We start from the raw sequence: 23544 nt of genomic DNA, 5'->3' as shown, positions 1-23544 counted from the left end.
GTGACGAGTGCCATGTTTTAAGTGATGTTAATAATAGCTTGGTGAAGGAGCCATTATGGCCTGGAATTCACGTGTCGATCACGTTGCCCCTTTTCGGGTCATGCATTTGCTGGAAATGGCTCAGGCGCGAGAAGCCGCTGGCCACGATGTGATTCATCTGGAAGTTGGCGAGCCGGATTTCGCTACTCCGGAGCCGATTGTGGCCGCCGGGCAGCTGGCGCTTGCCAATGGCCAAACCCGCTACACGCCGGCGGCCGGGCTGCCCGCCCTGCGTCAAGCGATTGCTGAGCATTACGCTGAGCATTTCAATGCCGCGGTTGACCCTGCGCGCATATTGGTAACGCCCGGCGCATCGGGGGCGCTGCTGTTAGCCAGCCAGCTATTAGTTGAAACCGGCGCGCGTGTACTGATGGCCGACCCTAACTATCCCTGTAACCGCCACTTTATGGCCTTAGCGGGCGCTGAGATTGATGCGGTATCGGTGGGGCGCGCGAGTGGCTGGCAGCTAGACGCAGCGCTGGTCGCCGAGCACTGGCGCAAGGAGACGAGCCTAGCGATGCTGGCCTCGCCTTCTAACCCGACTGGCCACACCCTGAGCGCTGAGCAGCTTTGTGCCGTGCTGGCCGCGGTCGCCGAGCGTGAAGGTGAGGTGATTGTTGATGAAATTTATCAAGGCCTCAACTATGACGATGCGCCGCTGTCGGCTACCTCGCTTTCAGCCAACGCCTTTGTGGTGAACAGCTTCTCAAAATATTTTGGGATGACCGGCTGGCGCTTAGGCTGGCTGGTAGCGCCCGAACATGCCATAGAGCCGCTCACCCGCTTGGCGCAGAATATGTTTCTTGCCGCGTCAACGCCTGCCCAGCATGCGGCGTTGGCGGCCTTTACCCCAGCGTGCCGGGATATTCTTGAACAACGCCGAGCAACCTTGAAGCAACGCCGTCAGGTGCTGTTAGATGGCTTAGCAAGATTGGGGTTGGCGCCGGATCTTCCACCCCAAGGGGCCTTTTATGTATGGCTGGATATTTCCCGCTACAGCCGAGATAGCCAGGCGTTCTGCGAGCGCCTGTTGCAGGAAGAGAATGTGGCCATCACCCCGGGCATTGATTTTGCCGTGCGGGGTGGCGAACACCATGTGCGCATTGCCTTCACTAATGACGCTGCCCGCCTTGAAGAAGCCGTAGCGCGCATCGCGCGTTTTGTGAGCCGACTATGACGCTTCACTATCCCGGGCTTGTGCCGGGCATTCTGCTCAAGCGTTACAAGCGGTTTCTTGCCGATGTCCGTTTAGACGATGGCCGTGAGGTCGTGGCGCACTGCCCCAATACGGGCTCGATGAAAGCGGTGAACGTACCGGGCTGCCGCGTGTGGCTTTCACCCAGCGATAACCCAAAGCGTAAGCTTGCCTGGACCTGGGAGTTTATTGAGCTGCCGCAAGCCGATGGGCAGGTGGCGCTTGCTTCTGTGCATACCGGCCGTGCTAACCGCATAGTGGAGGTGGCGCTAAACGACGGGCGTTTAGCGCCCTTGGCGGGCTATGCCACGCTGCGTCGTGAGGTGAAAGTGGCCGATGCGCGGCTTGATTTTATGCTTGAAGATCCTGAACGAGGGCGGGTGTATATCGAAGTGAAGCAGGTCACTCTCAAAGAGCCGGACGGCCACGGCTACTTTCCTGACTCGGTGAGCGTGCGCGGCACCAAGCATCTGCATACCTTGCGGGCGATCGCTGAGCAGGGCGAGCGAGCAGTGCTGCTATTTTGCGTGGCTCACGAAGGTATTGCTGACGTGGCCGCCGCTGCGCATATTGATGCGACCTATGCAGTGGCCCTAGCGCAGGCCTCGGCCAGCGGAGTGGAGGTGCTGGCCTATGGTATTGACGTGATACGGGAACAGGGTTGCCCCAGCGGGGTACGGTTAAGCCGTGATCTGCCCGTGCGGATTGAGAGGCTAGCGGCGCCGAACGCGGAAGATGGCAATTTCACCAAACAGATTGGGCCATAGCCGCGATTTCCAATGCCCCTGATGGTCCCCCACGCCCACGGCGCGATCAACAATGACCAAGCCTTTTTCGAGACATAGGTGCTCAAAGTCATTGAACGTCGAGAGATGAATGTTGGGCGTGTCGTACCAGGCGTGAGGCAGCGACTTCGATACCGGCATATAGCCGCGCAGGCCTAAATGGATGCGGTGTCGCCAATAAGCAAAGTTGGGAAACGTAATAATCCCTTCTTCGGCGACCCGCAGCATTTCATCCAGCATCTTGTCTGGGCGACGCAGCGCCTGTAGCGCTTGAGTCATGATTACTTGATCGTAGCTGTTATCGCAGAAGCTGCTTAAACCATCGTCTAGGTTGTGCTCTATGACGCTAACGCCGCGCGCCACGCAGGCGTTGATGCCGTCATGATCAATCTCTAACCCATAGCCGGTGACGCCCTTATTGCGCGCTAGGCTCTCGAGCAAATCGCCGTTGCCACAGGCAAGATCAAGCACGTGTGATCCTTCGGGCACCCAGTCGTAAATCAGTTCAAGATCGGCGCGCATTATGGCGTCTCCTCTTTGCCCAGCACATTGATGCCCAGCTCGTTGAGATGAAGCTCGCCGGCAGCGCGGCTCATGAAGGCGCTTAAAATGGCGTCGTAACGTGGCTCTGAGAGTAAGAAAGCATCGTGGCCATGGGGCGAGTCGATATTGGCATAGCTGACTGATTTACCCGCCCGAGTAAGCGCATCCACCAGCTCGCGCGAGCGCGACGGCGGAAAGCGCCAGTCGGTGGTGAAGCTAACAATCAAAAACGGACACTGCACAGGCGCCAAGGCTTTGGCAAAGTCGCCCCCTTGGGTGGCGGCAGGGTCAAAGTAGTCGAGTGCTTTCGTCATCAGCAGATAGGTGTTGGCGTCAAAGGCGGTGGAGAACGTATCGCCTTGATAGCGCAAGTAGGACTCCACCTGGAACTCAACGTCAAAACCGAAGTTGAGATCATCACTACGCAGGTCGCGCCCAAACTTGCTGCCCATGGCGTCTTCTGACAAGTAGGTAATATGGCCCACCATGCGTGCCAGCTTCAGACCACGCTTAGGCACCGTGTCATGCTCAGCGTACCAGCCGTCGAAGAACTCAGGATCAGAGCGAATCGCCTGGCGAGCCACTTCGTTAAAGGCAATATTTTGCGCCGAGAGTCGGGGCGTTGCGGCAATCACCACCGCGTTGGCGACGCGCTCTGGGTAGGTCATGGTCCACTGCATTACCTGCATCCCGCCAAGGCTGCCGCCCACCGCTGCCGCCCAGCGCTCAATGCCCAGATGATCAGCAAGCTGCGCCTGGCTGGCGACCCAATCGCTAACGGTCACCATGGGAAATTCCGGCCCCCACTGGCGGCCGGTTTCGGGGTTGTGGCTCACGGGACCGGTGCTACCATGGCAGCCGCCTAAGTTGTTGAGCGATACAACAAAAAAACGGTTGGTATCGATCGCCTTGCCGGGACCGATATGGGCATCCCACCAGCCGGGTTTACGATCTTCCTCGCTATGGTAGCCCGCCGCGTGGTGGTGGCCGGAGAGCGCGTGGCAAATCAATACTGCGTTACTGCGCTCAGCGTTCAGCGTGCCGTAGGTTTCGTAAATCAGCTCGTAAGCAGGCAGTACTTTGCCGCAAGCCAGGGCGAGCGGCGTGTCGAAGCGTGCCACGTGCGGAGTAACAAGGCCGACGGAGCCCGTCGGCCGGTCTGCAAACGCAAGCGTATCTGAATCAGGCATTGAAGGCGCGAGTCCTGCTAATTAAGAGTGCGGCTGAATAGACCCTGCTGATCGAATCCATGATGAAAATGGGTTGGGCCGCTATCACAGCCCGACTAGCGCGCCGGAAATGCCGGCAGCACGAATCATCGAACCAACGATCAAGCTATCGATTAGGTTAATGGCAATAAACACGACGATAGGCGAGAGGTCGATCATGCCAAGCGCAGGAACGACTTTGCGCACCGGTGCCATAATCGGTTCTACCAACTGCATTACCAATAGAGCACCCGGGTGGCTGGCATTGGGAGCTACCCAGCTCAAGATAATCATCACAATCATGGCGAAGAAGTAGATTTTTAAAATCGCATTCGCCAAGGCGGCGATACCCGCTATTAATAGTCCTGGAATAGGGGGCATGCCGATACCGATGACCATGAAAATAGCGATGATGCTGACTACTTTTAACACGAAGCCAGCGGCGAGCGTTGCAAGATCAAAGCGACCGGCCACGGGGCCTAAAAAGCTCTGAAATAAGCCGACCAGCGGCTGAGTGATCTTAACCACCGACTGACTTAGCGGGTTGTAGTAATCCGCCCGTGACGCCTGCAGCAGAAAGCGCAGCATGAGTAAGAACAGATAAATATTGATCAGTGTGTTGACCAACATTAACCCTGCACTGCCTAATCCGTTGCCCATTATGATGTCTCCTTGGTGATTCGTTGCTGAGCGGTTCTTTAGTCGCCGTTAAGTTCTTTGGCCATAGCCTGAGCACGATCGGCACAGGCCTGCATAGCATCGGCAATGGTGGTGCGCAATTGTGCCATTTCCATGTGCGCAATGGCACGCTCGGTGGTGCCACCGGGCGACATGACATTTTTCTTCAACGTCGCCGGGTCTTTGTCACTCTGCTGTGCCATGGTGGCGGCACCCAGCGCTGTTTGAATAGCGAGCCGGCGCGCGGTGGCGGCGGGTAGGCCGAGCTTAACCGCCGCCTCTTCCATGGCCTCGAACATCAAAAAGAAGTAGGCCGGTGCACTGCCCGAAACGGCGGTGACGGCATCCAGCAGCACTTCTTCTTCAACCCATTCCACAATGCCTACCGCTTCCATAAGCTGAGTAGCCACGTCGCGCTGCGCGTCGCTTACCTTGGCATTGGCATAAAGACCGCTGGCGCCGTAGCCCACCAGCGATGGCGTATTTGGCATGCAGCGTACCATGGCATTGTGATCGCCTAGCCAGCGGTCGATAGTGCCTGCATCAAGGCCGGCTGCAATCGAGATAACGAGCGGTTGCTGACGCTGAACGCTGTCGCGCAAATTTTCGCATACGCTGCGCATAATTTGAGGCTTTACCGCTAATACCACGACGTCTGCATCGGCGACTGCCGCATTGTTATCTGTCGTTGTGTGTATGCCCAGACGCTTTGCCAGCGTTGCCAGCTCTTTTTCATGAGGTGCAGTGGCGGTGATGGTAGAGGGCGCCGCGCCGCTGTCGATTAGTCCGCCGATAATGGCACTCGCCATATTGCCGGCTCCAATAAAGGTAATCTTACTCGCCATTCTAGGTGTCCTTTAATAAACGTTGGCTCAGTGAAAGAGTGGGCTGCAGCAGGCAGCCGGATAGTTGTGGTTCGCCTAAGCCCTCTGGCGGGCGCCAAAAATGGAGGTGCCTAAACGCACCAGCGTAGCGCCCTCCAGTACTGCCGCTTCTAAATCGTCGCTCATGCCCATCGAAAGCGTATCAAGGGGCGTCTCGGGAAGTTGGCTCTGTAGAGCCGTTAACGCCTCACGCAGCGCGGCCAATGGCTGGCGCTGGGCGGCTAGCGTTTCCGCCGGGGCAGGAATCGCCATTAAACCGCGCAGGCGCAGGTTTGGCAGCGTGGCAACGTCGCGTGCTAGCGCTTCCAGTTCTTCCGGCAGTACACCCGCTTTGCTATCTTCGTGGCTAATATTAACCTGTAGGCAAATATTGAGGGGTGCAAGGTGCGCCGGGCGCTGTTCGTTAAGGCGCTGGGCAATTTTTAATCGGTCGACGCTGTGCACCCAGTCAAAATGCTCGGCGACGGCGCGGGTTTTGTTGGATTGCAGTGGCCCAATAAAATGCCATACAAGGCCTTCAAGGTCCGCCAGCTCGGCCTGTTTTTCTAGGGCTTCTTGCAGGTAGTTTTCACCAAATTCACGCTGGCCAAGCTGCCAGGCCTGACGAATCATCGCTGCCGGTTTCGTTTTGGTGACGGCCAATAGCGCTGCAGCGTTCGGAGCCCGCTCTGCGTCCTCTAGCGCTTGGCGCAGGCGTTCACACGCTTGTTCATATGAATGGGCGAGCGACTCGTTAAGCGCGATGTCTGACATACTCAAGCACCTTACCGCAGCTGGGAGGAGAGATGGATATTACCGAACTGCTAGCATTCTCGGCAAAGCAGAATGCCTCTGACGTGCATCTTTCGGCAGGTTTGCCGCCCATGATACGTGTTGATGGCGACATTCGTCGGCTCAATGTGCCCGCTATCGATAATAACGGTGTGCGCAAGTTGATTGACGACATCATGAATGATCGCCAGCGGCGCGACTACGCTGAAAGGCTGGAAACTGATTTTTCGTTTGAAATGCCGGGCATCGCACGCTTTCGCGTTAATGCGTTCACTCAAGCCCGCGGCGCGGGAGCCGTGTTTCGTATTATCCCAAGCCAGGTGCTTTCTATGCAGGCTCTGGGGCTGGGTGAGATGTTTGAGCGCTTAGCCATGCTGCCGCGCGGGCTGGTATTAGTCACCGGGCCGACCGGGTCGGGTAAAAGTACGACGCTTGCGGCGATGATTGATCACATTAATGACCATCGATATGGGCACATCCTGACCATTGAAGATCCGGTTGAATTTGAGCATTCAAGCAAGCGCTGTTTGGTTAATCAGCGCGAAGTGCACCGCGATGCGCATAGTTTTGCAGATGCGCTGCGCAGCGCGCTACGCGAGGACCCAGATGTGATCCTGGTCGGTGAGTTGCGCGATTTAGAGACTATTCGCTTAGCGCTGACCGCGGCAGAAACGGGGCATCTGGTGCTGGGTACGCTGCATACCACCTCGGCGGCTAAAGCCGTTGACCGCATTATCGATGTTTTTCCTGGCGACGAAAAAACCATGGTGCGTTCGATGCTTTCTGAATCGCTCCAAGCAGTAGTGTCGCAAACGTTGCTTAAGCGTCAGGGCGGCGGGCGCGTAGCGGCTCACGAAGTGCTCGTCGCCACGTCGGCAGTGCGCAACTTAATTCGGGAAGACAAAACGGCGCAAATCTATTCGGCTATTCAAACCGGCGGAAGTCTGGGTATGCAAACGCTAGACTTTGCGCTCGCTCAGCTAGTAAAAAAAGGCTTAGTGAGCGCAGAAGAGGCGCAATTGCAGGCCAAAGGAGCGCACGCTCTGCAGGTGTCATAGCGCAACAGTGCGCGCACTTTCGTCACGGTGTTTACGTGTGGCGGGAATCAGCCTGCGTAAATGCCGCCGAGTACCCGTGGGCCTGCTGCACCGGTGACCGATGGTAAGTTGCCCGGCAAATGGTGTAACCGCTGGTGAGCCAGCCAAGCAAAGGCGCCTGCTTCGATCCAATCCTCAGGCCAGCCGTGTGCTGCGGGCGATGTGAACGTTGCCCCCGGTAGATGATAGGCAAGACGCTGCATCAAGTAAGTGTTATGAGCGCCGCCGCCAGCGGTGATAAGCGTGAGCGGGCCGTCATGGATTTTTAAGTGGGTAATGCCCTGGGCAACGCTAACCGCAGTGAGCTCGGCCAATGTCGCCTGTACATCTTCGGCGGCTTCCTGGCCGCTGAGATGTTTTTCTAACCACGCCATATGAAATAGCTCGCGCCCCGTGCTGCGCGGCGGCGGCTGCTGGAAAAAGGGTTCTGAGAGCAGCCGAACCAACAGCGCGTTATCTATTGTTCCACTTGCGGCCCAGGAGCCGTCCTGATCAAAGCGCCCGCCTTGGTGCCGCGCAAACCAGCCGTCCAGCAATGCGTTGGCAGGGCCGGTATCAAAGCCAATCACCGGGTCTGTCGGCTGGCTGGATAGCCACGTTAGATTGGCAAAGCCGCCTAGGTTAAGCACCAGCTGATGTGCGCTGGCTCTGCCAAATAGAGCCTGATGGAAGGCGGGGGCTAGCGGGGCAGCCTGGCCACCGGCGGCTAAGTCGCGGCGCCGAAAGTCAGCAACAACGGTGCAGCCGGTAAGTTCAGCCAGCAGGCTCGGATTATCCATCTGGAGGGTGTACGCCGGGCCGCCGTTGTGACCTAGAGGCGCATGCTCAATGGTTTGGCCGTGGCTGCCAATAGCACTGATCTGCGCATGGCTTATCGAGAGTGGCGCCAACAAACGTTGAACGGCTTGGGCCTGTGACTGGCAGAACGCATGCTCAGCGGCTGCAAGCTGTGCAAAGCTGACCTGCTTGGCATGACAAAGCGAGAGCAGCAGATGATGCAGCGCGTCAGGCATGGGTTCTGCATGCGTTGCCACTAAGTGTGGTGGTGAATCGCCTTCGATAGCGATCAGTGCGGCATCAATCCCGTCCAGGCTGGTGCCGGACATCAGGCCAATATAATAAAGCGGCGACGAAGCAGTAGGCGTTTTCATAAGCTAACTCGTGCAAAGCAGGGCGAAGTCTCAGCCAAGGCTCAACCAAGGCGAGCGAGCATGGTAACATCGTCGGCTATTTATCACCTGAGCCCGGCAAGGGCGGTTTTTTTATAGTGGAGAGAGGCAATGAGTGAGGTGGATCAGGCTTTAGCGCTGCTGTCGCGCGGTACGCAAGAAATCCTGGTAGAGGACGAGTTAAAACAGAAGTTAGCCTCAGGCCGCAAATTGCGTATTAAAGCGGGTTTTGATCCCACGGCCCCTGACCTGCACTTGGGGCACAGCGTTCTGCTGACCAAAATGCGCCAGTTTCAGGACTTAGGACATACGGTCATCTTTCTGATTGGTGACTTCACCGGGCGTATCGGTGATCCCACTGGGAAGAACGTTACCCGTAAGCCGCTTACCGAAGAGGACGTTAAAGCCAACGCTGAAACGTATAAGGCGCAGGTGTTTAAAATCCTTGATCCCGAAAAAACGGAGGTGCGCTTTAACGCCGAGTGGTTTGGCGAGCTGAGCGCCGCCAAAATGATTGAGCTTGCCGCTCAGAGCACCGTTGCGCGCATGCTTGAGCGTGATGACTTTGAGAAGCGCTACAAGGCCAATCAGCCGATTGCTATTCACGAGTTCCTTTACCCGTTGGTACAGGGCTATGACTCAGTGGCGCTTGAGGCCGATATTGAGCTTGGCGGTACCGATCAGAAGTTTAACCTGCTGATGGGTCGTGAGATACAAAAGCATTTCGGCCAGGAGCCTCAGGTGGTCATCACCATGCCGCTGCTTGAGGGTTTAGACGGCGTGCAGAAGATGTCGAAGTCGCTGGGCAACTACATTGGTGTCGATGAAGCGCCTGGTTCTATGTTCAATAAGCTGGTTTCCATGCCAGATAGTTTGATCTGGCGCTACTTTGAACTTCTTTCGTTAAAATCTAACCAAGAAATTCAGGCGCTGAAAGACGCCGTTGAGCAGGGCGCCAACCCCCGTGATGTGAAAATGGAGCTGGCGCGTGAGTTAATTGCCCGCTATCACGGTGAGGAAGCTGCGGCCAATGCTCACAAATCAGCGGGTAATCAGTTGGCGGATGGTGAGCTGCCAGACGATCTGCCAGAAGTGACGGTGGATTTTGAAGGCAATGAGCATGCACCAATAGGCGCGATCCTAAACAGAGCAGGGCTGGCCAATAACAGCGCCCAGGCTAAAGATATGCTGGGTAACGGACGCGTTAAAGTAGATGGCAACGTCGTTGCTAAAGACGCAATGCTGGCCACGGGAAGCAGCTATGTGATTCAGGCGGGCAAGAAGCGTTACGCCCGTGTGACGCTTGTGTGAACTTTTTGTGCTTATTTTCACCAGAGCCCTTGCCAAGGCGTTAGCGAGTCCGTAAAGTACGCATCCGCTGCCGGGGACGCCTAGCGTTACCAGCGGTGGATGAAGGTGAAAACCTTCGGTTTGTCAGCAGGTTAGCGTTTTCAGGTCATCGAAAAATGTTTCCCGAATCGGCCCCAGAAATTGCCGATTGACAAACACTCGGAAGTGCGTAGAATACGCCTTCCTCGCTGAGGCCAAACAGTTCAACGGTTGGCCCGCTATCACAACACGATAGCCACAGCGAAACGCTCTTTAACAATTTGATCAGGTAATTCATGTGGGCGCTTGCTGATGTTGGTGACAAATCACCAAATATCAAGGCAAGCGACTCAAGCAATAAGGTTTTAAAGGCATTGCCTTTTTAATCCGTTTTGAATGAATTCGTTTGAACCTTGAGCCAAGTTTGATTCGCTTTTGTGTTTTCCTCGGAAGACACGAGTAAGGATCACAATGATTGTAAACTGAAGAGTTTGATCATGGCTCAGATTGAACGCTGGCGGCAGGCCTAACACATGCAAGTCGAGCGGTAACAGATCTAGCTTGCTAGATGCTGACGAGCGGCGGACGGGTGAGTAATGCATAGGAATCTGCCCGATAGTGGGGGATAACCTGGGGAAACCCAGGCTAATACCGCATACGTCCTACGGGAGAAAGGGGGCTTCGGCTCCCGCTATTGGATGAGCCTATGTCGGATTAGCTAGTTGGTGAGGTAATGGCTCACCAAGGCAACGATCCGTAGCTGGTCTGAGAGGATGATCAGCCACATCGGGACTGAGACACGGCCCGAACTCCTACGGGAGGCAGCAGTGGGGAATATTGGACAATGGGGGCAACCCTGATCCAGCCATGCCGCGTGTGTGAAGAAGGCCTTAGGGTTGTAAAGCACTTTCAGCGAGGAAGAACGCCTAGTGGTTAATACCCATTAGGAAAGACATCACTCGCAGAAGAAGCACCGGCTAACTCCGTGCCAGCAGCCGCGGTAATACGGAGGGTGCAAGCGTTAATCGGAATTACTGGGCGTAAAGCGCGCGTAGGTGGCTTTATAAGCCGGTTGTGAAAGCCCCGGGCTCAACCTGGGAACGGCATCCGGAACTGTGAGGCTAGAGTACAGGAGAGGAAGGTAGAATTCCCGGTGTAGCGGTGAAATGCGTAGAGATCGGGAGGAATACCAGTGGCGAAGGCGGCCTTCTGGACTGATACTGACACTGAGGTGCGAAAGCGTGGGTAGCAAACAGGATTAGATACCCTGGTAGTCCACGCCGTAAACGATGTCGACCAGCCGTTGGGTGCCTAGAGCACTTTGTGGCGAAGTTAACGCGATAAGTCGACCGCCTGGGGAGTACGGCCGCAAGGTTAAAACTCAAATGAATTGACGGGGGCCCGCACAAGCGGTGGAGCATGTGGTTTAATTCGATGCAACGCGAAGAACCTTACCTACCCTTGACATCTATAGAAGATTGCAGAGATGCGATTGTGCCTTCGGGAACTATAAGACAGGTGCTGCATGGCTGTCGTCAGCTCGTGTTGTGAAATGTTGGGTTAAGTCCCGTAACGAGCGCAACCCTTGTCCTTATTTGCCAGCGAGTAATGTCGGGAACTCTAAGGAGACTGCCGGTGACAAACCGGAGGAAGGTGGGGACGACGTCAAGTCATCATGGCCCTTACGGGTAGGGCTACACACGTGCTACAATGGCCGGTACAAAGGGCTGCGAGCTCGCGAGAGTCAGCGAATCCCTTAAAGCCGGTCTCAGTCCGGATCGGAGTCTGCAACTCGACTCCGTGAAGTCGGAATCGCTAGTAATCGTGAATCAGAATGTCACGGTGAATACGTTCCCGGGCCTTGTACACACCGCCCGTCACACCATGGGAGTGGACTGCACCAGAAGTGGTTAGCCTAACGCAAGAGGGCGATCACCACGGTGTGGTTCATGACTGGGGTGAAGTCGTAACAAGGTAGCCGTAGGGGAACCTGCGGCTGGATCACCTCCTTAAACGATGCGTCACAGTTAGTAAGCGTCCACAATGAATTACCTGATCAAAATGCTGTTGATGAGCAGTGATAAGCCAGCCGCCTCCGGCGTTGTCTTATCACTGCTTATAGCAGTCGCTCTTTAACAATGTATATCATGCTGACAAGAACACACCGCAAGGTGAGTTCTTAAATTGTGATACGTTTTATACGTATCCGGCAAATGAACGTTATCATTGCGAGACACCAGACTCCTTCGGGTTATAGGGTCAAGCAATGAAGCGCACACGGTGGATGCCTAGGCAGTCAGAGGCGATGAAAGACGTGGTAGCCTGCGATAAGGTTCGGTGAGGTGGCAACAACCTGTGACCCGGACATCTCTGAATGGGGAAACCCACTGACCATAAGGTCAGTATCTTACACTGAATACATAGGTGTAAGAGGCGAACCAGGGGAACTGAAACATCTAAGTACCCTGAGGAAAAGAAATCAACCGAGATTCCCCTAGTAGCGGCGAGCGAACGGGGACCAGCCCTTAAGCATGTGACTGATTAGGCGAACAGATTGGGAAGTCTGGCCGTAGCAGGTGATAGCCCTGTAGTCGAAAATCTGATCATGTGAAATCGAGTAGGTCGGGGCACGAGAAACCTTGACTGAAGACGGGGGGACCATCCTCCAAGGCTAAATACTCCTGACTGACCGATAGTGAACCAGTACCGTGAGGGAAAGGCGAAAAGAACCCCGGATAGGGGAGTGAAATAGATCCTGAAACCGTGTGCGTACAAGCAGTAGGAGCAGACTTGTTCTGTGACTGCGTACCTTTTGTATAATGGGTCAGCGACTTATATTCAGTGGCGAGGTTAACCGTATAGGGGAGCCGTAGGGAAACCGAGTCTTAACTGGGCGACACAGTCGCTGGATATAGACCCGAAACCGAGCGATCTATCCATGAGCAGGGTGAAGGTTGAGTAACATCAACTGGAGGCCCGAACCAGGATCTGTTGAAAAAGATTTGGATGACTTGTGGATCGGAGTGAAAGGCTAATCAAGCTCGGAGATAGCTGGTTCTCCTCGAAAGCTATTTAGGTAGCGCCTCACGTATTACCGCCGGGGGTAGAGCACTGTTTCGGCTAGGGGGTCATCCCGACTTACCAACCCGAGGCAAACTCCGAATACCGGTGAGTACAGCGTGGGAGACACACGGCGGGTGCTAACGTCCGTCGTGAAAAGGGAAACAACCCAGACCGTCAGCTAAGGTCCCGAAATCCTGGTTAAGTGGGAAACGATGTGGGAAGGCTTAGACAGCTAGGAGGTTGGCTTAGAAGCAGCCATCCTTTAAAGAAAGCGTAATAGCTCACTAGTCGAGTCGGCCTGCGCGGAAGATGTAACGGGGCTAAACCAGGTACCGAAGCTACGGGTGCGTCATTATTTCGATAATGATGCGCGGTAGAGGAGCGTCGTGTAAGCCAATGAAGGTGGATTGAGAAGTCTGCTGGAGGTATCACGAGTGCGAATGCTGACATGAGTAACGATAAAGGGAGTGAAAAACTCCCTCGCCGGAAGACCAAGGTTTTCTGTTCGATGCTAATCAGAGCAGAGTGAGTCGGCCCCTAAGGCGAGGCCGAAAGGCGTAGTCGATGGAAAACGGGCTAATATTCCCGTACCGGACATGGTTGCGATGGGGGGACGAAGAAGGCTAGGTGAGCCAGGCGTTGGTTGTCCTGGTGAAAGTGAGTAGGCCGAGATCTTAGGAAAATCCGGGATCTTAAAGCCGAGACACGAGATGAACTGACTACGGTCAGGAAGTCACTGATGCCACGCTTCCAGGAAAAGCCTCTAAGCTTCAGATCATGTGCGACCGTACCCCAAACCGACACAGGTGGTCAGGGAGAGAATCCCAAGGCGCTTGAGAGAACTCGGGTGAAGGAACTAGGCAAAATGGTGCCGTAACTTCGGGAGAAGGCACGCCGGCGTAGGGTGAAGAGACTTGCTCTCCTAGCCCGAACCGGTCGAAGATACCAGGTGGCTGCAACTGTTTATTAAAAACACAGCACTCTGCTAACTCGTAAGAGGACGTATAGGGTGTGACGCCTGCCCGGTGCCGGAAGGTTAAATGATGGTGTTAGCCGCAAGGCGAAGCTCTTGATTGAAGCCCCGGTAAACGGCGGCCGTAACTATAACGGTCCTAAGGTAGCGAAATTCCTTGTCGGGTAAGTTCCGACCTGCACGAATGGCGTAATGATGGCCACGCTGTCTCCACCCGAGACTCAGTGAAATTGAAATCGCCGTGAAGATGCGGTGTACCCGCGGCTAGACGGAAAGACCCCGTGAACCTTTACTATAGCTTCACACTGGACGCTGATGTTGCCTGTGTAGGATAGCTGGGAGGCTTTGAACTTTGGACGCCAGTTCGAAGGGAGCCAACCTTGAAATACCAGCCTGGCATCATTGGCGTTCTCACTCAGGTCCGTTATCCGGATCGAGGACAGTGTGTGGTGGGTAGTTTGACTGGGGCGGTCTCCTCCTAAAGAGTAACGGAGGAGCACGAAGGTACCCTCAGCACGGTCGGACATCGTGCATTGAGTGCAAGAGCATAAGGGTGCTTGACTGCGAGACAGACACGTCGAGCAGGTGCGAAAGCAGGTTCTAGTGATCCGGTGGTTCTGTATGGAAGGGCCATCGCTCAACGGATAAAAGGTACTCCGGGGATAACAGGCTGATACCGCCCAAGAGTTCACATCGACGGCGGTGTTTGGCACCTCGATGTCGGCTCATCACATCCTGGGGCTGAAGTCGGTCCCAAGGGTATGGCTGTTCGCCATTTAAAGTGGTACGCGAGCTGGGTTTAGAACGTCGTGAGACAGTTCGGTCCCTATCTGCCGTGGGCGTTGGATGTTTGAGAAGGGCTGCTCCTAGTACGAGAGGACCGGAGTGGACGACCCTCTGGTGTTCCGGTTGTCACGCCAGTGGCATTGCCGGGTAGCTATGGTCGGACGGGATAACCGCTGAAAGCATCTAAGCGGGAAGCCCCCTTCAAGATGAGACATCCCTGAGGCCTAGAGCCTCCTGAAGGGCCCAGCGAGACCAGCTGGTTGATAGGCACGGTGTGGAAGCGCTGCAAGGCGTTGAGCTAACGTGTACTAATGGCCCGTGAGGCTTGACCCTATAACACCCAAGGGGTTTGGTCGCAGTGATAACGTTAAGATGTTAACGCATCAAAAAGCCGGATACGCGCAAGAAAAAACGATCACATCAGCATGATATACAGCCAGTTACGCCTGACGACCATAGCACGCGTGAACCACCTGATCCCTTGCCGAACTCAGAAGTGAAACCGCTTAGCGCCGATGGTAGTGTGGGGTCTCCCCATGCGAGAGTAGGTCATCGTCAGGCACTTATACGAAAAATCCCCCAGGGCACATGCCCCGGGGGATTTTTTTTGCATCATCTTTAACCAATAAGGGTTAAAGCATCTTAATGTTGAGTCGCGCGTCTGCCCGTGGCTATTTTTATGGCAGAATGCACTCCTTCAGGAGGAATGCTTATGACACAGATGCGCTGGGAACAGCTACTTTCCCCACGTCGTCTTCACGACCAACGCTCAGAAAGCACTCGAGAAATAGGCCGTAGCCCTTTTCATAAAGATCACGACCGAATTGTTTTCTCTGGTTCTTTTAGACGCCTTGGACGCAAGACCCAGGTCCATCCGCTGACAGAAAACGATCATATTCATACCCGCTTGACTCACTCGTTAGAAGTGGGCTGCGTCGGTCGCTCACTGGGAATGATCGTAGGTGAGCTGCTGCGTGATCAGCTGCCCGAATGGATTACCCCGGCAGACCTGGGTGTGATAGTGCAAACGGCATGCCTTGGCCACGATATTGGCAACCCGCCGTTTGGACACGCCGGTGAGTATGCTATCCGCGATTGGTTTCAGCGTGCCCAGAGCAGTGGTCTGCTTGAGGGCCTATCCGATGCTGAACGAGAAGATCTGCTGACTTACGAAGGCAATGCTCAAGGCTTTCGCGTTATTACTCAAATTGAATATAATCAGTTCAATGGAGGTATGCGGCTCACGTCGGCCACGCTTGGAACCCTGCTTAAATATCCGTGGACTGTCCGCTATAGTGGGCGGGCAGGTAAGTTCGGCGCTTATCAATCGGAGCAGGCACTGCTCAAAGAGGTCGCTGAAGCGGTAGGGTTGCTGCCCCGGGGTGAGCAGCGGTGGTGCCGTCATCCACTCGCTTGGCTCGTTGAGGCTGCTGATGATATCTGCTATGCGCTGCTGGACCTTGAAGATGGTTTAGAAATGGGCATTCTGCGTTACGAAGAAGTCGTCGAGATTCTGCGCCAGATTGCCGGAGAGTTTCCACCCGAATATACCGACATGCAAGACCGCAACGTATCCCAGCGGCGCCGCATCGCATTACTACGTGGCGCCGCCATGGAGCGTGCCGTCAATGATGTGGGTGCGGTATTCGTTCAGCATGAGCAGGCTTTGCTGAACGGTACGCTTAGCAATGATCTATTAGAGCTGTGCCACCCGGATTTAGGCTGGGGTGTACAGGCCGCCAAGCAGTTAGCCCGCGAGCGTATTTTCCAAAACGAGCGTAAGGCAAAATTAGAAATTGGCGCTTATACAACGCTAGGGATCCTTCTCGAGGCATTTATTGGGGCGGCTCACGAGCTGCACCATACGGGGCATTCATCGTTTAAGCATCAGCGTGTGCTGGCTCTTATTGGTGAAAATACTCCGCTGCCGTCTTGGCCGCTCTATGATAGCTATCGACGGATGCTGGACTTTATCGGCGGGATGACCGACCACTACGCGGTGGACTTAGCTCAGGAGATGGGCGGTCGCTTACGCGGCGACTAACCATCTTTCCTCTACACCGATGGCTGACTGAGGTGCTTTAATTCCAACAGTCTGGCGCGCTCAAGCAAAACGTTGATGACCTTATCATGTATGACATCATTGAGCGGGCCGGTGTTTAGCTCGGTCAGCTGCTTGGCGAGGGTATCACCGCTCACCACCAGAATATCGGTAGCCGCATCGCTGTTATCTATTTTCCAGCCAGGCAGTACCAGCACGCCGCGCACCGCAACAGGGACGCCACAGCGTCGCTCTAACCAGTGAGAGAGCCAGCACACGCCCTGGCGTGTTTTATGTAGCGGCCTACGCTCCTGCCAGTGAGGAAAGCGCAAACGCTCTCGTTCTACGGCCACTGTATCGAGCTCATGGCCATCGGTGCCAATAGCCAGCGTTCTAGCGCGTGTTTCGACCACAAAAATGCCGTGAGGCGTCACTACGACGTGATCGATGGTAAAGCTATCGGTGGGCACATCGTGAAAAACGTAGTAGGGGTGTGCGTCGGGGCGAACGAGTCTCGCAAGCTCTTGCCCAACGGCAAGCTCGCAAGCCAAGCCAAGCTTTAATCGCCGTATGCGCTGGTAGTCACGTACTAATAGCAATGAAAATATTAGAACGAGTAATGTGCTTAGCAGGCCATACAGTGCCCATTCAACCCAGTCTTGTCGTTCGACAAATAGCATGCGCCCCATGCCGTAAACGAGTGGCGCCAGGCTGATGATGGGCCCTAGCGCACCGTTTAAAAATAGGCTAGAAAACGCTTGGTCAAGGCGGTAGCGCAATGCTTGGCCTGGTTCATGAAGGGGCGCATTGAAAGGAGAGTGAACACGGGCGTCATGTAAGCTACGTAGCGCCAACACGATGCTGCCCATTGCCGCCATCGGGAATAAAAAAATTAGCGGTAGCAAATATTCCAACCAAGCCATTGCAGTGCCTTGCTCTGCGACTTACCTAGCGATAAGTCATCGTATTATAGAGGTGTTAACCTCCAGCGAATTTGACCTGGTATCCGAGAGCGCTCAGCGCCTGATGTAGGGTGTCTCGATGATCGCCTTGGATTTCGATAATACCCTCTTTAACCGCGCCACCCGTTCCACACCGCTGTTTAAGCGTTTTTGCCAAACGTTTGAGATCGTCGCTTGGCAAAGGAATGCCGCTAACGGTAGTCACGCCTTTGCCTTTGCGGCCGCTGGTTTCACGTCGAATACGAACCACGCCATCGAGAGCCGCTAGCCGCTCCAGCTCACTTGCATTATCGCAATTACATGCATCAAGTGCTTCTCTACAGGTCGGGCAGGTTTTACCGTGCTCGGTGGAATACACCAGCCCACCTAACTGATCACGCAAAGACGCCATTACCGCCCCCCAGCCGAGTGTTGAGGCACAGGGATTTGCCAATATTCACGAGTGAGTCTCTCCACTACTGCAGGTAACTGATACATATTGCTGATCATAATAGCGTTTTCAGGCGTTGTCTCGGCATCGGGAAAACGATTTAAATGGATGACCGTCATTCCGGCTTGCTGGGCCGCGTGAACACCCACTAGTGCGTCATCAATGGCAATACAGTCACGTGCCAAGTAGCCCATGATACTCGCTGCATGTAGATGTAAACAGGGTTCAGGCTTCCAGCAATTGGCGGTATAGCCACTGAATAAACGGTTCCCAAAATAGTCGCCAAGGCCCGTAACACTTAACGCGGTGTGAATTTTACTTTCTGGGCCGTTGGATACCACGGCGCTGGGGTAGCCAGCCAATATATCCAGTGCTTCGTGGGCACCGGGTATCGTCGTTAGTTCCTGGGAAAGTCGCGTGGCTAAGTTAGCCCGCATGTGAGTTTCCATGCTGTCGAGCTTGCCTGGATCGACGTCGCCGTGTCGTTTTTGCAGTTCGGCAACAATCCGTCGAAAGCGCGCGCCGCGAAATTCGCCAAGGTAGTCAGTGGCAGCAAAAGGCAGCCCTACTGCATTGAGGCCTAAGGCCATTTCTTCCGCGAGAATGGGTTCGCTGTCAACGAGCGTGCCATCACAGTCAAACAGCAAAAGTGGGAGCGGCATTGCATTTCCTTGCAGCGGCTCAAGCGCTGCCAGTGTTAGTTAAGCCAATCACCCTCTATTGAACGGGATTTTTTGCCTTTTGTGAACACTGTTTTGTTATTTTTTGCTTGCCAGCGTATTGCTCTTGAGCCAGCTTAAAATAGCCATGCTCAATTTTACGACGACTGCGTTGACGATATAGTATGCAATATCCCCTGTCATCACCAATGGAGATCGCGCTATGCGATTAACTGCCTGGGTTCTTCTCTTTACGTTTAGCGCTGCTTTACTCGCGACGACGGGCTATGTTTTTGCCGATAATCACGCACCAGAAAACGAGCAGCACGCGCCACTAAATGATAAAGCTCTGGAGGAGGAGTACGGCATAAAGGCAGGATCGGTAAAGCGCGATGGAGAGCTTTCGTCTAACGACGCTGGTGAGGCGAGTGATCAAACTCGCGCAGGCGAGGATGACGTAGAGCTTGCGCCTTCAACGGGGGAAGAAGAAAGCCCTGGCGCTGGCACCGGAGGCACCGGCAGTCCAAATGATGCAATCCACAGCAGTGAAGAAGAAAACAATGACAACGATGATGGCACTGACGACAACGAGTAGCGTCAGTGCCTAAAGTAATGCTACTGGGCAAGCCGGCGGGAGTTAGCGCTACTACGCTGGTAATAAGGCTTCATTGTACGCTTGCTAGTGACCCACCATGGGGCGAGCTGACCATTCATTGAATTAAACAGTGCTTTTTGCATGACGAGGCCAGCTTCCATGCTGGCCTCGAGTTTTTCGGTAACCATGCGTTGATTCTCTTGCATCATTTTAGGGCTGAAGAACGGCTGCGTTTGCCATAAGTGGTTACGCATAGTGATGGTGGACAGAGAGGTAGACCATAGCTCGCACGCCATCAGGCCGACTTTCCATATATCGAACATCGCCACTGGCGTGGTGGGGACCAATGACAGGGTGGATGAGTGTTTCATAAGCGGCTTGCCTCTGTGTTGGGCCGCGAAACCTCGTGGCCTAATACACAGTGTCAGCGCATCAATGCTGCATTGCAATATGCGTTTTGCGGACTATAACCTGGGTTATGAAAAGAGAGCGGTACAAAAAAGACGACCTATGTGAACTGCACCCCAAAAGTTGGACACCCATCCAACGATTGGGGTGTTTTTCATGGCGAAATACAATGAAGCGTTCAAGCTATTAGTAGTGAAAAGCTACACAGAAGGGCAACAGGGTTACAAGAGGCTGGCCAGACACTACGGTCTTGACCATGCAACCGTCAGACGTTGGGTCAAAAGCTATGAACTGCATGGCCTGAGCGGCTTGCAGAAGAAGTTCAGCCGTTACAGCGCTGAGTTCAAATTATCTGTATTGCAACGCATGAGGCAAGAGGATCTCTCTGCCCGACAAGCAGTTACCCTGCTTGATATTCGAGGTGGAGCGGGTGTCATACGGGAATGGGAAAGGCAGTATCATGAAGGAGGCTTCCAAGCGTTGGAGCCTAAAGCCCGAGGTCGCCCGACAAAGATGCCCACAGCAGAGCCTTCCAAACCCCCACTTCCAGTGACTGAAAATAGTTCGCTGAAGCAACTGCTCCAAGAGAACGAATACTTGCGTGCAGAGGTGGCCTACCTAAAAAAGTTGAAGGCCTTGCGTCAGGCCAAAGAACAAGCCGCGCCGAAAAAGCGCAGGTAGTCCTTGAGCTGAAGCAAGGCCACCCTTTGGCGGTGCTGCTAAAAGTAGCAGAACTGTCGCGTAGCACATTCTATTATCAGGCAAGAGTTCAGCTGGAGGATCGACATGCTGGTCTGAAGTGTCGCATTCACACCCTCTACGAGCGTCACAAAGGGCGCTATGGCTATCGACGAATTACAGCAGCGTTGCGCCAAGCGGGAGACCAGGTCAACCACAAGACGGTCCAACGCCTAATGCAGCACCTGGGATTGAAGTCGCTGGTACGCCCGAAGAAATACCGCTCCTATCGTGGACAACAGGCGAGTGTTCCCAATCTTCTTGCTCGTCAGTTTCAGGCTGAACGCCCCAACCAACGGTGGGTAACCGACGTCACGGAGTTCAATGTCCGAGGCGAAAAGCTGTACTTGTCGCCTGTGATGGATCTCTACAATGGAGAAATCGTGTCCTATACAATGCAGAAAAGGCCGCAGTTCTCGCTGGTAGGAGGGATGCTCAAGAAAGCTTTCGCCAAGCTGGCCGACCAAGACGCTCCGCTACTGCATTCTGATCAAGGCTGGCAATATCAGATGCCCGCTTACCGGCGTAAGCTCAGCGAGCATGGCGTGATTCAGAGCATGTCACGCAAAGGGAATTGCCTGGATAATGCCGCGATGGAGAGCTTCTTTGGGACGCTGAAGTCTGAATATTTTTACCTGAATCGGTTCGACAATATTGAGCAGTTACAGGCGGGCATCCGACACTATATCCATTACTATAACCACGAGCGTATTAAGACCAAATTAAAAGGCCTGAGTCCGGTGCAGTACCGAAATCAGGCCTTGGCCGCTTAGTTTTAACTGTCCAAGTTTTTGGGGTCAGTTCATATGGGTCGTCTTTTTTAACAGGCTTAGTTAGGCGATCATTTGATCTTAGGCGCCAGTTCGCCGCGCTCATAGCGCAGGAACATCTCTTCTAAGTTAATCGGCTTGATTTTGCTGGCATTGCCGGCGGTACCGAACGCTTCGTAGCGGGCGATACATAGGTCGCGCATCGCCGTGACGGTTTCCTTCAAGAACTTACGCGGATCGAATTCAGCGGGGTTCTCAGCCATAAAACGACGCACTGCGCCGGTAGAGGCTAGGCGTAGGTCAGTGTCGATATTGACCTTACGAACGCCGTGTTTAATCCCTTCGATAATTTCTTCGACCGGTACGCCGTAAGTTTCGGGGATCTGGCCGCCGTACTGGTTAATGATTTCCAGCCATTCTTGCGGCACAGAAGACGAGCCATGCATCACTAGGTGGGTATCTGGAATACGCGCGTGAATTTCTTTGATGCGCTGGATTGAAAGCGTATCGCCCGTGGGTGGCTTGGTAAATTTGTAAGCGCCGTGGCTGGTGCCAATGGCGATGGCCAGTGCATCGACCTGCGTGGCTTTAACAAAATCGGCGGCTTCCTCAGGGTCTGTGAGCATCTGCTCCATATCCAGCTTGCCTTCAGCGCCAATGCCGTCTTCTTCACCGGCCATACCGGTTTCCAGGCTACCCAAGCAGCCCAGCTCACCTTCAACGGAGACGCCACAGGCATGTGCCATTTCTACCGTACGACGGGTAACGTCAACATTATATTCGTAGTCAGTCGGCGTTTTGCCGTCTTCGCCCAACGAGCCATCCATCATCACCGAGGAGAAACCGAGCTGAATAGAGCGCTGGCAGACGGAAGGGCTGGTGCCGTGATCCTGGTGCATGACCACCGGAATATGAGGAAACTCCTCAACCGCGGCTAAAATCAAATGACGCAGAAACGGCGCACCTGCGTATTTACGCGCACCCGCAGATGCTTGCACGATGACCGGCGAGTCGGTGGCATCGGCGGCTTCCATAATGGCGCGCATCTGCTCAAGGTTATTGACGTTAAAAGCCGGAATACCGTAGCCGTATTCGGCAGCGTGGTCGAGCATCTGGCGCATGCTGATCAGAGCCATGAAATCACCTTATCTGTAGACGTTGTGAAGAACTGGTTATGTGAACCCGTGCTGCAAGCACACGGATTCACGTTGTCTAATGCGTTTTTTTACAACAAATTAGCCGCGTTTGGCAGCCGCTTCGAGGGCTGCCACGGCCGGTAGCTGTTTGCCTTCAACATATTCAAGAAAGGCACCGCCACCGGTAGAAATATAGGAAACGCGATCCGCAATGGCGTATTTATCAATGGCCGCTAACGTATCACCACCACCGGCAATAGAGAAAGCCGCGCTATCGGCAATGGCCTGGGCAATAACCTGAGTGCCGTTACCAAATTGATCTATTTCAAACACACCGACCGGCCCGTTCCATAAAATGGTGCCAGCATCTTTAAGCATGGTGGCTAAGTGAGCCGCCGTCTCAGGGCCGATATCTAAAATCATTTCATTGTCGGCTACTTGATCGACGGGTTTGACAACCGCCTGCGCTGATTCAGAAAACTCGGTGGCCACAACGACATCGGTAGGTAGCGGGATCGAGACCTTTTCCATCAACGCCTTAGCCTGATCGATCAGGTCGGCTTCATAGAGTGATTTACCGACATTGTAGCCCGCCGCGGCAATAAAGGTATTGGCGATTCCTCCCCCAACAATCAGTTGATCGCATTTATCAGCTAACGTCGTGAGCACATCTAGCTTTGTTGATACTTTTGAACCGCCGACAATTGCGGCCATAGGGCGAGCCGGATTCGCCAACGCTTTTTGTAACGCGTCGAGCTCTTTGGCCAGCAGCGGCCCAGCGCAGGCGCTTGGTGCAAAGCGGGCGACGCCGTGGGTCGATGCCTGTGCCCGATGGGCCGTACCGAAAGCATCCATAACAAAGATATCGCACAGCGCGGCGTACTGCTTCGCCAGTTGCTCGTCATCTTTCTTCTCGCCGCTGTTGAAGCGCACGTTCTCAAGCAACACGACATCACCATTTTCAAGTGCCAGCGTTTCGCCGAGATACGCGGTCACTAGGGGCACCGGGCGACCCAATAGGCCGCTCAGATGCTCAGCAACGGGGGCAAGAGAAAACTCATCGGCAGGTTCGCCTTCAGTGGGGCGTCCTAAATGGCTCATCAGCATAACTTTTGCGCCAGCGTCCACTGCTGCCTGAATGGTGGGCAGCGCTGCGCGCAGGCGGGCGTCACTTGAGACGCGACCGTGTTTAATGGGCACATTCAAATCTTCACGGATCAGCACGCGTTGTCCTTCCAAGGGAAGGTCAGTCATTTTCTTCACATTCATGTGAGCGGTTTCCTCG

General features: G+C 54.5%; 19 protein-coding genes and 3 rRNA genes. 10 read left to right on the top strand and 12 right to left on the bottom strand.

The genetic code is table 11. The annotated features are described in order from the left end of the window. Positions 1 to 55: 55 nt before the first annotated feature. Both CIK78_RS00500 and sfsA read left to right on the top strand, forming a co-directional pair. The gene (locus CIK78_RS00500; RefSeq protein ID WP_096276194.1) at positions 56 to 1216 is read left to right on the top strand and encodes an aminotransferase class I/II-fold pyridoxal phosphate-dependent enzyme; all 1161 of its coding nucleotides are present in this window, start codon (positions 56 to 58) and stop codon (positions 1214 to 1216) included. Beyond that, positions 1213 to 2001: a DNA/RNA nuclease SfsA gene (gene sfsA, locus CIK78_RS00495; RefSeq protein ID WP_096276192.1), complete on the top strand. Its 789-nt coding sequence runs from the start codon at positions 1213 to 1215 to the stop codon at positions 1999 to 2001. The genes CIK78_RS00500 and sfsA overlap by 4 nt, the downstream gene beginning before the upstream one ends. On the opposite strand, the gene metW is transcribed toward sfsA, so the two are convergent. From metW to CIK78_RS00470, 5 genes are all read right to left on the bottom strand, one after another. Further along, positions 1948 to 2541: a methionine biosynthesis protein MetW gene (gene metW / locus CIK78_RS00490; RefSeq protein ID WP_096276190.1), complete on the bottom strand. Its 594-nt coding sequence runs from the start codon at positions 2539 to 2541 to the stop codon at positions 1948 to 1950. The genes sfsA and metW overlap by 54 nt on opposite strands. Beyond that, positions 2541 to 3752: a homoserine O-acetyltransferase gene (locus CIK78_RS00485; protein WP_096276188.1), complete on the bottom strand. Its 1212-nt coding sequence runs from the start codon at positions 3750 to 3752 to the stop codon at positions 2541 to 2543. Before CIK78_RS00485 ends, metW begins: the two co-directional genes overlap by 1 nt. 84 nt (positions 3753 to 3836) lie before the next feature. Then, on the bottom strand, positions 3837 to 4430 hold the full coding sequence (locus tag CIK78_RS00480; protein ID WP_096276186.1) for a YggT family protein: 594 nt from the start codon (positions 4428 to 4430) through the stop codon (positions 3837 to 3839). Positions 4431 to 4468: 38 nt separating this feature from the next. After that, a complete protein-coding gene (proC, locus tag CIK78_RS00475) occupies positions 4469 to 5293 on the bottom strand; it encodes a pyrroline-5-carboxylate reductase (protein WP_096276184.1) in 825 nt (274 codons plus the stop codon). A gap of 75 nt (positions 5294 to 5368) precedes the next feature. Further along, positions 5369 to 6085 carry a YggS family pyridoxal phosphate-dependent enzyme gene (locus tag CIK78_RS00470; RefSeq protein ID WP_096276182.1) on the bottom strand — a complete coding sequence of 239 codons (717 nt, stop codon included), beginning with the start codon at positions 6083 to 6085 and terminating at the stop codon, positions 5369 to 5371. A gap of 32 nt (positions 6086 to 6117) precedes the next feature. On the opposite strand from CIK78_RS00470, the gene CIK78_RS00465 reads away from it, so the two are divergent. Further along, positions 6118 to 7161: a type IV pilus twitching motility protein PilT gene (locus CIK78_RS00465; protein ID WP_096276180.1), complete on the top strand. Its 1044-nt coding sequence runs from the start codon at positions 6118 to 6120 to the stop codon at positions 7159 to 7161. A 47-nt stretch (positions 7162 to 7208) separates the two neighbouring features. Here the strand turns inward: CIK78_RS00465 and CIK78_RS00460 are convergent, their stop codons facing one another. Then, positions 7209 to 8351, bottom strand: coding sequence for an anhydro-N-acetylmuramic acid kinase (locus tag CIK78_RS00460; RefSeq protein ID WP_096276178.1), 1143 nt, complete (start codon positions 8349 to 8351; stop codon positions 7209 to 7211). Between the two features lie 129 nt (positions 8352 to 8480). Here CIK78_RS00460 and tyrS point away from each other — a divergent pair, with 129 nt between their 5' ends. From tyrS to CIK78_RS00435, 5 genes are all read left to right on the top strand, one after another. After that, positions 8481 to 9680: a tyrosine--tRNA ligase gene (gene tyrS / locus CIK78_RS00455; RefSeq protein ID WP_096276176.1), complete on the top strand. Its 1200-nt coding sequence runs from the start codon at positions 8481 to 8483 to the stop codon at positions 9678 to 9680. Between the two features lie 497 nt (positions 9681 to 10177). Then, positions 10178 to 11710: ribosomal RNA gene (locus CIK78_RS00450) — 16S ribosomal RNA — on the top strand. A gap of 245 nt (positions 11711 to 11955) precedes the next feature. Further along, positions 11956 to 14853 (top strand): 23S ribosomal RNA (locus CIK78_RS00445). Positions 14854 to 14965: 112 nt separating this feature from the next. Further along, positions 14966 to 15081 (top strand): 5S ribosomal RNA (gene rrf / locus CIK78_RS00440). The 16S, 23S and 5S rRNA genes sit together here, the layout of an rRNA operon. Before the next feature lie 151 nt (positions 15082 to 15232). Continuing rightward, a complete protein-coding gene (locus CIK78_RS00435; protein WP_096276174.1) occupies positions 15233 to 16564 on the top strand; it encodes a deoxyguanosinetriphosphate triphosphohydrolase in 1332 nt (443 codons plus the stop codon). 11 nt (positions 16565 to 16575) lie between these two features. Here CIK78_RS00435 and CIK78_RS00430 read toward each other — a convergent pair whose 3' ends face one another. From CIK78_RS00430 to CIK78_RS00420, 3 genes are read right to left on the bottom strand one after another with little or no spacing between them, the layout of a single operon-like run. Continuing rightward, positions 16576 to 17484: a nuclease-related domain-containing protein gene (locus tag CIK78_RS00430; protein WP_096276172.1), complete on the bottom strand. Its 909-nt coding sequence runs from the start codon at positions 17482 to 17484 to the stop codon at positions 16576 to 16578. Between the two features lie 55 nt (positions 17485 to 17539). Then, entirely contained in the window at positions 17540 to 17914 is a 375-nt protein-coding gene (locus tag CIK78_RS00425) for a translation initiation factor Sui1 (protein WP_096276170.1), read from the bottom strand. After that, the gene (locus CIK78_RS00420) at positions 17914 to 18615 is read right to left on the bottom strand and encodes an HAD-IA family hydrolase (RefSeq protein WP_096276168.1); all 702 of its coding nucleotides are present in this window, start codon (positions 18613 to 18615) and stop codon (positions 17914 to 17916) included. Before CIK78_RS00420 ends, CIK78_RS00425 begins: the two co-directional genes overlap by 1 nt. Positions 18616 to 18835: 220 nt before the next feature. Between CIK78_RS00420 and CIK78_RS00415 the strand changes: the two genes are divergently transcribed. After that, a complete protein-coding gene (locus CIK78_RS00415; protein ID WP_096276166.1) occupies positions 18836 to 19207 on the top strand; it encodes a hypothetical protein in 372 nt (123 codons plus the stop codon). Between the two features lie 20 nt (positions 19208 to 19227). Here the strand turns inward: CIK78_RS00415 and CIK78_RS00410 are convergent, their stop codons facing one another. Beyond that, positions 19228 to 19578 carry a hypothetical protein gene (locus CIK78_RS00410; RefSeq protein ID WP_096276164.1) on the bottom strand — a complete coding sequence of 117 codons (351 nt, stop codon included), beginning with the start codon at positions 19576 to 19578 and terminating at the stop codon, positions 19228 to 19230. Between the two features lie 193 nt (positions 19579 to 19771). Here CIK78_RS00410 and CIK78_RS00405 point away from each other — a divergent pair. Next, positions 19772 to 21126 (top strand): IS3 family transposase gene (locus tag CIK78_RS00405; protein WP_255249071.1). Its coding sequence is split into 2 segments (ribosomal slippage): positions 19772 to 20251 and positions 20254 to 21126, totalling 1353 coding nucleotides; the frame shifts between segments, so codons are not numbered across the junction. A 68-nt stretch (positions 21127 to 21194) separates the two neighbouring features. Here the strand turns inward: CIK78_RS00405 and fba are convergent. Both fba and CIK78_RS00395 read right to left on the bottom strand, forming a co-directional pair. Continuing rightward, positions 21195 to 22259, bottom strand: coding sequence for a class II fructose-bisphosphate aldolase (fba, locus tag CIK78_RS00400; RefSeq protein ID WP_096276162.1), 1065 nt, complete (start codon positions 22257 to 22259; stop codon positions 21195 to 21197). 99 nt (positions 22260 to 22358) lie between these two features. Beyond that, positions 22359 to 23528, bottom strand: a complete 1170-nt coding sequence (locus CIK78_RS00395) for a phosphoglycerate kinase (protein WP_096276160.1) — start codon at positions 23526 to 23528, stop codon at positions 22359 to 22361. Between the last annotated feature and the right edge of the window lie 16 nt (positions 23529 to 23544).

It is taken from the genome of Halomonas sp. JB37, from assembly GCF_002332255.1.
Lineage (GTDB): Bacteria > Pseudomonadota > Gammaproteobacteria > Pseudomonadales > Halomonadaceae > Vreelandella > Vreelandella casei.
Note: the sequence above shows the minus strand (reverse complement) of the source record. Positions and strands in the feature narration are given on the sequence as shown.

Excerpts from the sequence above, each read along its gene's own strand:
- CIK78_RS00500 (WP_096276194.1), top strand. The coding sequence starts at position 56 with ATGGCCTGGAATTCACGTGTCGATCACGTTGCCCCTTTTCGGGTCATG.
- sfsA (WP_096276192.1), top strand. The coding sequence starts at position 1,213 with ATGACGCTTCACTATCCCGGGCTTGTGCCGGGCATTCTGCTCAAGCGT.
- metW (WP_096276190.1), bottom strand. The coding sequence starts at position 2,541 with ATGCGCGCCGATCTTGAACTGATTTACGACTGGGTGCCCGAAGGATCA.
- CIK78_RS00485 (WP_096276188.1), bottom strand. The coding sequence starts at position 3,752 with ATGCCTGATTCAGATACGCTTGCGTTTGCAGACCGGCCGACGGGCTCC.
- CIK78_RS00480 (WP_096276186.1), bottom strand. The coding sequence starts at position 4,430 with ATGGGCAACGGATTAGGCAGTGCAGGGTTAATGTTGGTCAACACACTG.
- proC (WP_096276184.1), bottom strand. The coding sequence starts at position 5,293 with ATGGCGAGTAAGATTACCTTTATTGGAGCCGGCAATATGGCGAGTGCC.
- CIK78_RS00470 (WP_096276182.1), bottom strand. The coding sequence starts at position 6,085 with ATGTCAGACATCGCGCTTAACGAGTCGCTCGCCCATTCATATGAACAA.
- CIK78_RS00465 (WP_096276180.1), top strand. The coding sequence starts at position 6,118 with ATGGATATTACCGAACTGCTAGCATTCTCGGCAAAGCAGAATGCCTCT.
- CIK78_RS00460 (WP_096276178.1), bottom strand. The coding sequence starts at position 8,351 with ATGAAAACGCCTACTGCTTCGTCGCCGCTTTATTATATTGGCCTGATG.
- tyrS (WP_096276176.1), top strand. The coding sequence starts at position 8,481 with ATGAGTGAGGTGGATCAGGCTTTAGCGCTGCTGTCGCGCGGTACGCAA.
- CIK78_RS00435 (WP_096276174.1), top strand. The coding sequence starts at position 15,233 with ATGACACAGATGCGCTGGGAACAGCTACTTTCCCCACGTCGTCTTCAC.
- CIK78_RS00430 (WP_096276172.1), bottom strand. The coding sequence starts at position 17,484 with ATGGCTTGGTTGGAATATTTGCTACCGCTAATTTTTTTATTCCCGATG.
- CIK78_RS00425 (WP_096276170.1), bottom strand. The coding sequence starts at position 17,914 with ATGGCGTCTTTGCGTGATCAGTTAGGTGGGCTGGTGTATTCCACCGAG.
- CIK78_RS00420 (WP_096276168.1), bottom strand. The coding sequence starts at position 18,615 with ATGCCGCTCCCACTTTTGCTGTTTGACTGTGATGGCACGCTCGTTGAC.
- CIK78_RS00415 (WP_096276166.1), top strand. The coding sequence starts at position 18,836 with ATGCGATTAACTGCCTGGGTTCTTCTCTTTACGTTTAGCGCTGCTTTA.
- CIK78_RS00410 (WP_096276164.1), bottom strand. The coding sequence starts at position 19,578 with ATGAAACACTCATCCACCCTGTCATTGGTCCCCACCACGCCAGTGGCG.
- fba (WP_096276162.1), bottom strand. The coding sequence starts at position 22,259 with ATGGCTCTGATCAGCATGCGCCAGATGCTCGACCACGCTGCCGAATAC.
- CIK78_RS00395 (WP_096276160.1), bottom strand. The coding sequence starts at position 23,528 with ATGAATGTGAAGAAAATGACTGACCTTCCCTTGGAAGGACAACGCGTG.